The 13817-nt window shown below is 55.7% G+C and carries 11 protein-coding genes; 9 read left to right on the top strand and 2 right to left on the bottom strand.

The window, feature by feature from the left end:
* On the top strand, positions 1 to 516 hold the full coding sequence (locus tag OKC43_RS11050; protein WP_270659217.1) for a protein disulfide oxidoreductase: 516 nt from the start codon (positions 1 to 3) through the stop codon (positions 514 to 516).
* 76 nt (positions 517 to 592) lie between these two features.
* On the opposite strand, the gene OKC43_RS11045 is transcribed toward OKC43_RS11050, so the two are convergent.
* A complete protein-coding gene (locus OKC43_RS11045; protein ID WP_270659214.1) occupies positions 593 to 1417 on the bottom strand; it encodes a LysR family transcriptional regulator in 825 nt (274 codons plus the stop codon).
* A 130-nt stretch (positions 1418 to 1547) separates the two neighbouring features.
* Here OKC43_RS11045 and OKC43_RS11040 point away from each other — a divergent pair, with 130 nt between their 5' ends.
* The 8 genes from OKC43_RS11040 to OKC43_RS11005 all read left to right on the top strand — a co-directional run bounded on the left by OKC43_RS11040 (position 1548) and on the right by OKC43_RS11005 (position 11416).
* A complete protein-coding gene (locus OKC43_RS11040; protein WP_270659213.1) occupies positions 1548 to 2426 on the top strand; it encodes an NAD(P)-dependent oxidoreductase in 879 nt (292 codons plus the stop codon).
* A complete protein-coding gene (locus OKC43_RS11035; RefSeq protein ID WP_270659212.1) occupies positions 2423 to 3175 on the top strand; it encodes an SDR family NAD(P)-dependent oxidoreductase in 753 nt (250 codons plus the stop codon). The genes OKC43_RS11040 and OKC43_RS11035 overlap by 4 nt, the downstream gene beginning before the upstream one ends.
* A gap of 294 nt (positions 3176 to 3469) precedes the next feature.
* Positions 3470 to 3754, top strand: a complete 285-nt coding sequence (gene atcJ / locus OKC43_RS11030) for a cold adaptation protein ActJcold adaptation protein ActJ (protein WP_005343121.1) — start codon at positions 3470 to 3472, stop codon at positions 3752 to 3754.
* Between the two features lie 23 nt (positions 3755 to 3777).
* Entirely contained in the window at positions 3778 to 4320 is a 543-nt protein-coding gene (atcA, locus tag OKC43_RS11025) for a cold adaptation protein AtcA (RefSeq protein WP_064335393.1), read from the top strand.
* A 12-nt stretch (positions 4321 to 4332) separates the two neighbouring features.
* Positions 4333 to 5100, top strand: coding sequence for a cold adaptation protein AtcB (gene atcB / locus OKC43_RS11020; protein ID WP_005335887.1), 768 nt, complete (start codon positions 4333 to 4335; stop codon positions 5098 to 5100).
* 11 nt (positions 5101 to 5111) lie between these two features.
* Positions 5112 to 6014, top strand: a complete 903-nt coding sequence (gene atcC, locus OKC43_RS11015) for a cold adaptation protein AtcC (protein WP_236272584.1) — start codon at positions 5112 to 5114, stop codon at positions 6012 to 6014.
* A 525-nt stretch (positions 6015 to 6539) separates the two neighbouring features.
* Positions 6540 to 8027, top strand: a complete 1488-nt coding sequence (locus OKC43_RS11010; protein WP_236272583.1) for a peptide MFS transporter — start codon at positions 6540 to 6542, stop codon at positions 8025 to 8027.
* Between the two features lie 653 nt (positions 8028 to 8680).
* Positions 8681 to 11416, top strand: a complete 2736-nt coding sequence (locus OKC43_RS11005; RefSeq protein ID WP_236272582.1) for an SIR2 family protein — start codon at positions 8681 to 8683, stop codon at positions 11414 to 11416.
* 48 nt (positions 11417 to 11464) lie between these two features.
* Here OKC43_RS11005 and parC read toward each other — a convergent pair whose 3' ends face one another.
* Positions 11465 to 13759 (bottom strand): DNA topoisomerase IV subunit A, encoded by a 2295-nt coding sequence (gene parC, locus OKC43_RS11000; RefSeq protein WP_270659203.1) that lies wholly within the window; start codon positions 13757 to 13759, stop codon positions 11465 to 11467.
* Between the last annotated feature and the right edge of the window lie 58 nt (positions 13760 to 13817).

Genomic DNA, 13817 nt, shown 5'->3' with positions numbered 1-13817 from the left:
ATGACCACCAATCCTCAACCCCGCTGGCGCCGCTGGGGCAAGGAGGCGCTCTGGCTGCTGCTGATGGCGCTGATCATCTCGACCCTGCTGGATCTGTGGCGCAGCCCAACCCTGCCAGAGGGGGCGATGAGCGCCCCCGTCACTCTGCAGGATGGCACCAGTACGGATCTCGCCACCCTGAGCCAGGGCAAGCCGCTGCTGGTCTACTACTGGGCCAGCTGGTGCGGGGTGTGCCGTTTCACCACCCCGGCGGTACAGCAGCTCTGGCAAGAGGGGGAAAACGTGCTGACGGTGGCGCTGCGCTCCGGCAATTCGGAGCAGTTAGCCAAGGGGATGAGCAAGAAGAGGCTCACCTTCCCGACCCACAACGACGAGTCGGGAGCGCTGGCCGCCAAGTGGCAGGTAGGGGTCACCCCGACGTTCCTCGTCATCAGGGATGGGACGCTTGTGAGCAGCACCACCGGCTGGAGCTCGAAGTGGGGCTTGCAGCTGCGGCTCTGGTGGGCGTCGCGCTAGCCACGCAACAACATTGCCTTCAACAGGGCCATCCCACCGGATGGCCCTTTTTTATGCCGACATTTTTATCCCGACATCAGACGGGGAGCTGCATCCCGCGCACCTGAGCCAGCAGGGCGGTCACCGCCGCCGAGCGCAACGCATCCGGGGCGTAGCAGAGCCCCACCCGCCGCTTGAAGGAAGAGGCCGCCAGCTCGGCGACTGTACAACCGGGCAGACAGAGGGAACGGGGCAACCAGCCGATCCCCGCCCTGGCGGCCACCATAGTCGCCGCCAGTCGCAGCGACCCCGCCCGCCGTGGATAGAGGGGCGCCTGATTGCCGAGAATGGCGATAAGCCGCAGGTGGGATTCGTGGCGCGGGCAAGTGACCCAGGGCTCGTCCGCCAGCTCAGCCGGCGTTAGCGCCCCCTTGCCCGCCAGCGGATGATCCGGCGGCAGCACCAGCACAAACTCCTCCTCCAGCAGGGGGATAAAGAGCTCGTCACCGCAACGCAGGGATTCACAGCCCAGCCGCACATCGCCACAACAGCCCTCCTCCAGAGTCAGCAGGATCTCCTCGTGGGCGAGTACCCCGTTGACCAGCGTCCCCACCACGCCATCGCCAAGGTCTGCCTCAATCCCCACCGTCAGCTCGAGGCAGGGGGAGGTTTCACGAAACTCGCGGGCGAGGGAGTCGGTGTCGGCGATCAGCCGCTTGGCACGGGGATAGAGCCGGTGCGCCGCTTCGGTCCCCTCCACCCCGCGCGCCTGCCGCACAAACAGGGTCACCCCCAGCTCATCCTCCAGCGTTTTGATGGTGGTGGAGAGGGTGGGCTGGGTAATGAAGAGGCGGGTGGCCGCCGCCGTGATGTTGCGCTCCTCGAAGACAGCCACAAACGCACGCAGGGTTCGCACATCCATAGATTTCACCTATACCATATAGTCATAAAAGCCATTTTTCACGGCGACACTGGGCAAATATAGTGGCTTACCTGCCACAAGGCATCCCAATTCCCTATATCAGCGTCTATCAACACCGTCAGGAGCCATCATGCACCATCTCTCTGTCATTGGCCTCGGGGCCATGGGCTCCGCCCTCGCCACCACCTTGCTCAAGGCGGGCCATCCGGTCACCGTCTGGAATCGCAGCACCGCCAAGGCGGCCCCGCTGCAGGCACTGGGTGCAACACTCGCCCCCTCGGTTGGCGCGGCCATAGCTGCAAGCGATATCACCCTTGTCTGCGTCGATAACTACGCCGTCAGCCAGCAGTTGCTGGATGAGGCGAGCGATGCGGTGGCGGGCAAGCTGCTGGTGCAGCTCTCCACCGGCAGCCCGCAGGGGGCCAGAGCGCTGGAGAGCTGGAGTCACGCCCGCGGCGCCCGCTATCTCGATGGCGCCATCCTCTGCTTCCCGGATCAGATCGGCACCACTGATGCCAGCATCATCTGCTCCGGTGCCAGCACCGCCTTTAGCGACGCCGAGCCGGTGCTGCGCCTGCTCGCCCCCACCCTCGACCATGTGGCCGAGGCGGTGGGCGCCGCCGCGGCGCAAGATTGTGCCGTCGCCGCCTACTTTGCCGGTGGTCTGCTCGGTGCTCTGCACGGCGCGCTGATCTGCGAGGCGGAAGGGTTGCCGGTGGCCAAGGTGTGCGCCCAGTTCAGCGAGCTCTCGCCCATTCTCGGTGGCGATGTGGCCCATCTGGGCAAGACGCTGGCGAGCGGCGATTTCGATCACCCCTACGCCAGCCTGAAAACCTGGAGCGCCGCCATCAGCCGCCTCGCCGGTCATGCCACCGATGCCGGGATAGACAGCCGCTTCCCGCGCTTTGCCGCCGATCTGTTTGAGGAAGGGGTGGCGCAAGGGTTTGGTCAGCAGGAGGTGTCGGCCCTGATCAAGGTGCTGCGGGCACGCAATGGAGCGGCACAATGAACGAGCTGACCAACCAACCCCAAATTGCACTGGTCACCGGCGCCGCTGGCGGGATTGGCCGCCAGCTCTGCATCGGGCTGGCCGAGGCGGGTTATCGGGTGATCGCAACCGATCTGGCCCCTCACGCTTTCGACCATCCTGAGATCCACTTTCACCCCCTCGATCTGCGGGACGAGCAGGCCATCGTGCGGCTCTTTGCCGAGGTGCGCGCACAACATGGCGGCATCCACCTGCTGATCAACAACGGCGCCATCAGCAAGTTCCACACCCGCTTCGAAGAGCTGAGCGCAGCCCAGTTCGATCAGGTGATGACGGTCAATGTGCGCGGTGCCATGCTCTGCGCCCGCGCCTTTGTGCAGGCCAACCGCGGGTTGTCCTATGGCCGCATCATCAATATTGCCTCCACCCGCTGGCAGCAGAACGAACCGGGTTGGGATGCCTACGGCGCCTCCAAGGGGGCACTGGTCGCCCTCACCCAGTCCCTCGCCAACTCGCTGGCCGACCATCCCATCACGGTCAATGCCATCAGTCCGGGCTGGATCCAGGCGGAGGATTACCACACCCTGACCGAGGCGGATCATCGCCAGCACCCGAGCGGCCGGGCCGGGCGCCCCGACGACATCACACGGGCCTGCCTCTTTCTGGCGGATCCTCGCAACGACTTTATCAACGGTGCCAATCTGGTGGTCGATGGCGGGATGAGCAAGAAGATGATCTACCACACCTCCGCCTCCTTCTGGGAGGAGTAACCCCTTGCGGCGGCAGCCCGATTTGCGCTGCCGCCGCCATCTCACCCCACACTCGCCCCTGACCATTTTTTCATCGCCTTCCCGTGCCCGCCCCTTGCACTGGCCAGACCGACTGGCAACAATAGACGCTCAACTGACACCTCTTCATCTCGCCCGTTAATTGATCGCCCAACTCATCGCGTTGGCGGGCTGTTTCCGTTAAAATGACGGGTTTTTGCCGTGCCTGGTTTACCAATCCCCACCATCAGGCACTCGCAGCGTGAATCCTATGATGCCAGTGATGCAGGATCTGCCATGAACAACTACTTTCGGGTGCTGGGCGTCAAGTCCAACGCCAGCGAAAACGACATCAAGAAAGCCTATCGTCGGCTGTCGAACCAGTACCACCCCGACAAGCTGCACGGGGCCAGTGAAGAAGAGAAAGAGCAGGCAGCCATCAAGCTGCACCAGGTAAAGCAGGCCTATGAAGTGCTGTCCGATCCGAAACAGCGGGCCGCCTTTATCAAGGATTTCAACAACGTCATCGTGACCGACCCCGCCTCCGCCATGCAGGAGATGTGGGATCAGTTCTACCCCTGAAACAGCAGGCAGAAAGAGCAACTATGCAAAAGAGATGGGACCAGGCGCGGCTCAAGTCGCTGCAAAGCGATGCCAGCGAAAACATCGAATCCTACCGGGATCAGGACGACCCCAAGGGGCTGGAACAGTTCACCGACCAGATGAAGAGCCTGCTGCTGGCCGATATGAGCATGCTGGAGTTTATGCCCGAGTATCTGCCGCTGGCCCTCTATGGCCGGGTGCAGTTCCCGGCCAAGGCCAAGTCGCAGTGGAACAAGTGGCTCGCCAGCGGCGAGCAGCCCTCCTGGGACGAGTTCAAGGTGAGCGTCGGCTTCAACAACGCCGCCCTGCCGCTGGTCAAGGCGGTGCGGGCCCAGAGCGAAGATCAGCTGATGGAAGCCTGCGCCGTGCTGTTCCTGCTCGACAACCCGCTGCCGCGCGGTAGCCACCGCAGCGATGACGACTATGAGCTGCGCGACGAAGAAGATGAAGACGGGGAAGATGCCGACGCCGACTACCACGGCGGCAGTGACCGCTATGGTGATGACGACGGCGATCAGGATATGTACGACGAAGTCCGTTTCTAATTGGGGCAAGGCATGAGCAACAGTCTGATAGAAATTACCGCCATCGAGATCAAAGAGCTGGCCGTTATCGAGCCGAAGCAGGCCAGCGAGAAGTTCGAGCTGATCGCCAAGACCATGTCTGACGACCAGCTGGCAGAAGTGATTGAAAACATTGATATCGTTACCCTGACCCAGATTAACGGCCAGCACGATATCTCCTTCCCCTCCATCATCTCCGAGCTGATGACGCCGGAGCGGATCCGCGACATCGTCTGCCAGCAGCCGCTCTATTGGGAAGAGGCGATCAAGAACAACGCCGACGAGCTGCAACAGCACACCTTCGACTTCCTCAACTACCTGATCCGCACCCAGGATAGCGAAGCCAAGCAGCGCGAGATCCTCGAGTGCGTGGCCGAAGATCCGGCCGGTCTCTTCTACCTCGCCATCCCCTTTATCGAGTTCTATCGCGGCGATCGCTATGAAGAGGACGAAGGCTATCGCGACGTGCTGCACGCCGAAGAGGAAGATCTCGAAGAGTCCCTGCGCTACAGCGAGCGTCAGCAGAGCGAGGATGTCCACGACTACGCGCTGGATGACCCGCGCAGCCTCTTGATGCTCATTCGCGAGCTGGCCCCCGAGGTGGAGAAAGCCATCAAGGCGCTGCTGCGCAACGAGCACTCCACCTGGGACGGCATCATCAACAAGTTTGCCGCCGAACTGGTGATGCAGGCCAAAGAGAAGAACAAGGTCGAGGAAGACGAGTACGGCGACGTCGACGACATGTTCAGCTTTCTGGATTAAGGAGCCCATTCATGCAGTTAGTCATTCGCGATGCCAACCAGGGCCCCTTTCTGACCCAGGTGCTGCGCTTTGGCCGCGACAACGAACTCTTGAGTCAGCAGCAGCTCGCCGCCATCAAGGGCAAGGCGGTGCTGATGAGCCTCAAATTCGCCGACAAGTACTACAACAAGTACAAGATGCACCTGCTGGAGCAGGCGGCCCACGACGTCATCGGCGTGGTGAGCCTCGGCCTGCAGGAGCTCTCGGCGCGGGATCCGGCCAAGGCGCTGGCGCTGCTGCAGGCGCCGGAAGGCCCCATCAAGCCGTTCCAGAAGGGCTGGTCGATGCTCATTACCGTCAGCCCCAAGCAGGCTGGCAACAGCCTCTACGGTGACGTGGATGCCCGCCTGCTGGACAAGATCTCGAGCCCGCCCGATGTGGAGGAGTGGCAAGGGTGGCAGGAGTACGAGAAGGCGCTGACCGAGCACAACAAGAGCCGCCTGATGGAACTCATCGACCAGCACTTCTTCGCCTGCGAGAGCGACCACCCCACCATGGAGGACAAGCTGGCCGAGGCCCTGCTCTACCGCATTCTCTGCGGCAAGGGCAGTGGCGCCGCCCCGCTCAAGGTGAAGCAGGATCTCAAGCGCAAACTGGCGCGGGAGATTGAGCTCGATGAGGGCTGGTATGACACCGACTACCTCGCCGCCCAGCTCGCCCTGATGCTGAACGCGCTGCCTGCCGACATGGCCGCCGCCCTGCGGCAGGAGTTGAGCCCGGGCTTTGTGCCGAACCTGCTGCACACCCTCGGCTTTGTGCGCCAGTACCAGCTGCTGCAAAAAGAGAACGCCTCACCGGAGAAGCTCGACAACATGGAGATGCGCGCCGGTCTCAAGCACCCGCTGCTCGGCTGGCCGCTCTACCACGACTTTTAAGGCCGCTTTCGCCGCCCATCAGTCGCACCACAACGCCCGGCCCGCCGGGCGTTGTTCTATCCTCCCCTCACTCTCTCCCAAGCAGAGAGGGAACACACGCAAGTCACCCTGAGGCAACCCCTTCTCCTCCCGATATTTATTCACTCAATGCCCAAGGATGAATAAACAACCTGCAATACAACAACTTGGCGCCAGCTGCGTTTCGGGACAACAAAGCGGGACACAGATCCCGCTATAGCGCCATAATCGGCACAAAATAGCCGACTGAATCACATCAACCATGCCGCAATCGCGTGGTAAGCCGAGCTACAACCACGGCTCAATCGCGCATAAAAAGGCGGAATAGATCAATAAAAAGCAATTAATCGCGCCGGATTAAATTTCAGGTATGGCTATTTGCACCGCTTGGCCGCTAAATGACAGACCGGCCTTCAGACCAGCATGGAAGCGCACAAGGCTAGCCGGCAGCAGACCGGTACGCTCTCAGGACGAGTAATGACTTTCTTCTCTCACAGGAGACAGACCGTGAGCGCTTCGAATCAACACCCCACCATTCCCCCCGGCTCCGGGGCGCTGTTCTTTATCCAGACCTTCTCGACCCTGGGGTTTGCCGTGCTCTACTCCACCCTGGTGCTCTACGCCACCAAGCGGCTCGGCTTCAGTGAATCCCAGGCCAACGCCATGATGGGGGTCTTCGGGGCCTTCAACTATGGCCTGCACCTGTTTGGCGGTTATCTCGGCGGGCGCTACCTCAGCAACCGCAACCTGTTCGTGATGGGGATGGTGTTGCAGGTGATCGGCTGCTACTTCATCGCCGAGATGGGGATCACCGGCCTCTACTGGGGGCTCGCCATGTTCCTCACCGGCAGCGGCCTCAACGTTACCTGCCTCAACATGATGCTGACCCAGCGCTTCGCCCCGGATGATCACCGCCGCGAGAGCGCCTTCCTGTGGAACTACGCCGGGATGAATCTGGGCTTCTTTATCGGCTTCACGGTAGCGGGCTACTTCCAGCTCACCGAGGATTACCGCACCCTGTTCCTGTTTGCGACGCTGGGCAATATCATCGCTATCATCGCTACCTTCGCCTGCTGGCCGATTCTGGCGGATATCAGCACCCCGTTGCGCCATGTCAAAGGGAGCGGCTTCTACCGCCGCATGCTGGCAGGTATCGCCATTCTGGCCATGCTGGTGCCGGCGCTGCGTCTGCTGCTGACCCACGCCAGCTTCAGCGGCAGTTTCGTGCTGATCCTGGGGGCCGTGGTGCTGGTGCTGCTCTGTGTGATGACCGCCCGCCATCCGGACGCCGCCGAGCGCAGCCGCATGGTGGCCTACCTGATCCTCGCCCTCGGCTCCCTCATCTTCTGGTCACTCTATCAGCTGGCGCCCATGGGGCTGATGCTCTTCTCCGAGCACAACATCAACCTCAACGTGTTCGGGCTGCGGGTCGCCCCCCAGTGGATCCAGAACATCAACACCCTCGTCATCGTTATCGGTGGCCCGCTGATGGCGCTGCTGTTCAAGCGACTACGCGAACAGGGGTGGAATATCGACATCCCCTCCCAGTTTGCCGCCTCCCTGTTCTGCATGGGATTGGGGATGCTGGTACTGCCGATCGGCATCCATCTGGCGGGGGCCGACGGGCTGGTCGCCTTCAAGTGGATCGCCATCAGCTATGTGCTGCAGAGTTTTGGCGAGCTGCTGATCTCCCCCATCGGTTACGCCATGATTGGCAAGCTGGCCCCCGCCAGCCTGCAAGGCTTGATGATGGGTTGCTGGATGATGGTGACTGGCGTCGCCTCGGTACTGGCAGGCTATGTCTCCGGCGCCATGCCGCAGAATATCGGCAGCACCCCGGTCGCCACCAACCCGGGTTACAGCTCGGTGTTCAATATGCTGGGCTGGGGCTCGCTGGCGGGCGGCTTGGTGTTGCTACTGCTGGTGCCCCGCCTGCGCCAGCTGATCGCCTCGAAAATCACCCCGCAACCGGCGGCGACAGCTATCCCTGTCTGACCGGGCTCGGGCCAGCCATTTCAGTGGCCCCTGCCAGCGCGAACGGTTGAATCCGCGACACAGCTGATAATGCAAGGGGCCCCGCCATCATGGATGGCGGGGTCCTCTTTTTTGGCGGGATGTGTGGCTCTTTTCAGGTTGGCAACCTGGTGCCTGTTGCGGCGTTTGCCCCTATCGTCAGCTTTCCCTCACCCTAACCCTCTCCCAAGGGGAGAGGGAACCAGCGCCTGCCAACCTGTAGCCATAGCTGTCACCCTTAGCTATCACGCTATACCACGGTCACTATCAATGGCTGCGATCTCTGCTCCCTTCTCCCACTCTTTGCCATAGATAAGGGGAGAAAGGTCGGTGAGGAGGGGGAGCAAACCACCGACAAGCAGCAGAGCGTGAAATCAAGCAGGAACGCGTAGGGTCGATTAGCGAAGCGTAATCGTCCGCACCGCAATCTCGGGGGCGATGGACATAGAGAAGAGATCTGCTGGAGCACCAGCAGAATTGGGGTAACTGTTTTCGCGAGCGTCTGATTACGATTTGCTGCAGAGATATGGCCCTCTCACGTGCGGATATGGACCTATACGATTTCGTTTTATAAATGAGTTAATTATCTATAGAATCTCTATAAATTTCACTGATCTGCCAACAATAAGGTCATCATGGAAGCGATAAATAAAGAGAACATAAAAACAATTCGAAGAGCAATAGACAACAATAAACTTGTTATTTTCGTAGGCTCTGCAGTTTCTTATGACTCAAAACTACCATCATGGAAGAAATTAATTGACTCCATGAAGGCTGCTCTAGATAAACCTCGAACAGATGATTATTTGAAAATTGCGGAACATTACCATTTACAGTATGGAAGGAATACATACTACAATAAAATTAATGAATTTTTCCCAAAGGAAAGCACACCAAACAAGTTACATGATCTAATTATTTCATTAAGGCCTCAGCATATAGTAACTACAAATTGGGATGACCTTCTAGAAAAAACTATACATACAAAAAACGAACTGTATTTTAAAGTTGCCAATGATCATGAGCTTGCATCATCACCAAGCTCCAAGTTATTAATAAAAATGCATGGCGACTTATCTCTTAGAAACATTGTATTTAAGGAGTCCGATTACCATGCATATTCTGACAATTTTCCACTAATTGAAAACTTTATAAAAAGTTTATTCTCAACTCATGTCGTTTTATTTATAGGATATAGCATTAGTGATTACAACTTAAACCAAATATTAACTTGGGTTAGAAATAGAACCACTGACGCACCACCAGCATTTACTCTACTTACTGAAAGTTCTTTGTCCTTATCTGAAGATAATTACCTTAAAGAGAAAGGAATTTACCCATTATTGAATGACAATACATTTAACACTCTTTCTTATCATGACTTATCTAGAAAAAGCTCTGGAGTCGCGAGAGTATTAGAGGAAATTGCGAATCCGAGTACTACAGTAGCTATTTACGACATTCTATCAGAGGCTTCTTCATATACTTCTGATTGGAGCAATATATATCCGACCAATTTAATCAGACTGCTGAGAGATAAATTAGACTCTACAGAGATCAATAAAATATATTATGATGCCAGCAATGACTCCATTGAATACCAAGTGGATGATGGGGTTTATTATTCTAGATCTGATGTACGAGAAATAAGAAAGAGTATAATAAAACTACTCAGAACAGTATCGGTTTCTGAGGTCAGGCTGCATATCGACAGAAGAAACAGAAAATTCTACAGAATAAAAAACCCACATAAAATAAATTTTATTGATGAGTATACAACCTTCGACTTCATGAAGATAAGTCAGCGCAGCTCATCTATTAACTTCAACCTTAGTTTGGATGAAACTTATGATTTAGCCTTTGATTACTATTTTCTCAAGAAGTTAGAGTTATCAAGAGATACATTTTCTCACCTTGCTAATTTGTTTTTTTCAAAATCATATTTTGTTAAATCATTGCTCGCTTCATACAATAAAAAACATCTATGCTTTGGTGAAATTCCACTTGAGAGCGCAATGTCATTCTATGATATATCTATGGGCGAGCAACTATCTAAAAACGATAATATATCAGAGATGATAGACCGCTTTCCTAAGCAGGTTTTATATCAGCAAAAAGCACTGCTTAATGGTTTGGATGCAAATAACTCTTTCATATTGGAAAGATTTAAAACAATCTCTCATAAAAGTAGAGAGTTAGATGATGAAATACACCAAATTAATAATGGCAGTATGGTTTTCAGCAATAAATCCATTGCTTTATATAATTACTCGTATTGTACCGTACTCTTTGTCATAAAAAACAAATTAGCTATTCTTTACTCATCAGACTTTAAATACATAGCAAGAACCACTTTTGAATTCATATCCAAGCGGATGGTTCTAGATAATAAAACATTTGTCGATCAGTTTTTATCCTATACAGCTATTATTTCATTTAACAGAAATGAACTATCAGACTTCTTGTCATCACTATTGAAAGATAAGCAATCATTAGATGCAGATGATGAAACTACTGAGTATCTATTGACGATATTAAAGAATTGTATACATGCAATAAAAACAAGTGACAACAGCTCGATAATTAATTACTCCATCAAGGTATGGAACAATACTCTTGCTCTGCTATCTTTTATTTCTCATAATAACGACATGATGTCGAAAATAACTTCCATATTATCTGAAATATTTGAAACCACAAGATGGACAGAGCTAACAGAGTCAACAAATAAATTTCTTGTCTTTCAAATTAACAAATATGAGTTTAACTTCACACCTGAAACCCTGGAAGCAATCCTTAACAAGCAAATTGATAAACTCTCTAATTTAGACTGGCATCCACTAAGAGAAGACGGCTTACTATTTTCTAATCTCCTTTATATTTTGAATAAAAATAATCAAGTTAATGAGATCATTAGCAACAATAAAAAGTTATACGCATTTATCAATAATATTATGACGTATGACATTTTCCCTCGCCTAGCAATTATAGAAAGGTTTGTTTTTTCTATTTACACTCTATCATCTGGTAAACTTCATGATAATGTAGCCCACCTTTTGAAGACCACTTATGTTGAGCTTAAGGGTATAACCATTGATGAGAAAACAATAATCTATGGACTTAATCTTATTCTTGCAAAAGTTCATGACTACGATGAGCTTGAGTATATTATGGAACATTTAAAGGGTCTCGCTCAAACTCATATTGACAACAGAAGTTTTAGCACTCATTACTCTTTTATTAAAAAGCAACTATCAAGCATTGAAATTGAGCACTTAAATAAATACCGAGATGTCGTTGAGATGGTAAATAAACTTAGCGATCAAATTGAAAGTGACCCATTTATATCTAGGAAAAAGCCAACCACATAATAAATTAATTATGCAAAAAGGGAGCGACTAATCGCTCCCTTTTAATTATTACCCTTCCTGATTTTCCCCGGCTACCGGTTCGGCACCGGCGGCGGGTTCAATTTCGATGCGATCAACCCGCTGCAAACCGCGGGGCAGCTTGGCACCGCGGCGGCCGCGCTCGCCACGGTAGTAGTCGAGATCGGACGGTTTGAGGGTCAGCTTGCGCTTGCCGGCAAACAGGGTGACCGACTGGCCCTGCGGGATCACGGCAGCCATCACCACAAACTCCTCCCGCGCCTTGACGCGAGCAGACGGAATGCTGATGAGCTTGTTGCCCTTGCCCTTGCCGAGCACCGGCAGGGTGTTGAGCGGGAACAGCAGCATGCGCCCTTCGTTGGAGATGGCCATGCAGAGATCGGTCTCTGGCGAGCCGATCTTCTGGGGTGCCATCACCTGACCCCCTTCCGGCACGGTGAGCAGCGCCTTGCCGTTCTTGTTCTTGCCGATCAGGTCGTCATAGGTGCAGACAAAGCCGTAACCGGCGTCGCTGGCGATCAGATACGGCTCACCCTCGTTGCCCATCACCAGATGACGCACCTCTTCCCCTGCCCCCAGTGCAAAGCGGCCGGTGAGCGGCTCGCCCTGACTGCGCGCGGATGGCAAGGTGTGAGATTCAAGGGCGTAGGTGCGGCCCAGCGTGGAGAGGAACACCGCCTGCTGGTTGCTGCGGCCACAGGCGTGGGCCAGATAGCTGTCCCCCGCCTTGTAGGAGAGCCCCGCCACATCCACGTCGTGACCCTTGGCGGCACGCACCCACCCCTTGTCGGAGAGGATGACGGTGACCGGTTCGCTGGGAATAAGCTCTTTCTCGGTCAGCGCCACGGCGGTGGCACGCTCCACCAGCGGGGTGCGGCGATCGTCGCCGTACTTCTCGGCATCGGCCAGCAGCTCTTTCTTGAGCAGGGTGTTGAGGCGACGCTCGGAGCCCAGAATGAGCTCCAGCTTGTCGCGCTCTTCGGCCAGTTCGTTCTGTTCGGCGCGCAGCTTGAACTCTTCGAGCTTGGCCAGATGGCGCAGTTTCAGCTCGAGGATCGCTTCGGCCTGGGTCTCGGTAATGTTGAAACGCTCCACCATCACCTTGCCCGGCTCATCCTCGGTGCGGATGATCTCGATCACCTCGTCGATGTTGAGGTAGGCGATCAGCAAGCCTTCGAGGATATGCAGGCGAGCCAGCACCTTGTCGAGGCGGAACTGCAGACGGCGACGCACGGTCTCGCGGCGGAACTGGATCCACTCGCTGAGGATGGTCTTGAGGCACTTCACCTGCGGCCGGTTGTCGAGGCCGAGGATGTTGAGGTTGACCCGGTAGTTCTTCTCCAGATCCGTGGTGGCGAACAGGTGGGCCATCAGCCCCTCTACATCCACCCGGTTGGAGCGCGGCACGATCACCAGACGGGTCGGGTTCTCGTGGTCCGATTCATCGCGCAGATCGGTGACCATCGGCAGCTTTTTCGCCACCATCTGGGCGGCGATCTGCTCCATGATCTTGGCGCCGGAGGCCTGATGGGGCAGCGCGGTGATGACGATGTCGCCATCCTCCTCGCTCCAGACCGCCCGCTGCTTGATGGAGCCCTTGCCGGTCTCGTAGATTTTGCGGATATCGTCGCGCGGGGTGATGATCTCGGCGTTGGTCGGGTAGTCCGGCCCCTGAATGTGCTGCATCAATGCATCCAGCCCAGCATTGGGGTTGTCGAGCAGCTCGGCACAGGCGTAGGCCACTTCCCGCGCGTTGTGGGGCGGGATGTCGGTCGCCATCCCCACCGCGATACCGGTCACCCCGTTGAGCAGGATGTGCGGCAGACGGGCAGGCAGCACCACCGGCTCCTTCATGGTGCCGTCGAAGTTCGGCGTCCACTCCACAGTGCCTTGGCCCAATTCAGAGAGCAGCAGCTCGGAGAAGCGCGACAAGCGCGCTTCGGTATAACGCATGGCGGCGAAGGATTTGGGATCGTCCGGCGCACCCCAGTTACCCTGACCGTCCACCAGCGGGTAACGGTAGGAGAAGGGCTGGGCCATCAGCACCATGGCTTCATAACAGGCGATGTCGCCGTGGGGGTGGTACTTACCCAGCACATCACCCACGGTACGGGCGGATTTCTTGTGCTTGGAGAGCGCCGACAGACCCAGCTCGCTCATGGCGTAGATGATACGCCGCTGCACCGGTTTGAGGCCGTCGCCGATATGCGGCAAGGCCCGATCCATGATGACGTACATGGAGTAGTTCAAGTAAGCCTGTTCGGTAAAGGTGCGCATTGGCTGGCGCTCTACCCCGTCCAGACTGAGCTCGATAGCATCACTCATGTGATTTTCTCTTTCGGTTCGGGAGCCGCCACAGGGCGACTCCGGCTAAATGCTTGCC

Origin of the sequence: Aeromonas sp. Y289-2 (assembly GCF_027705925.1) — a bacterium.
In the GTDB taxonomy this organism is placed as follows: Bacteria; Pseudomonadota; Gammaproteobacteria; order Enterobacterales; family Aeromonadaceae; genus Aeromonas; species Aeromonas veronii.
This window is presented reverse-complemented; position numbering and strand designations above follow the sequence as displayed.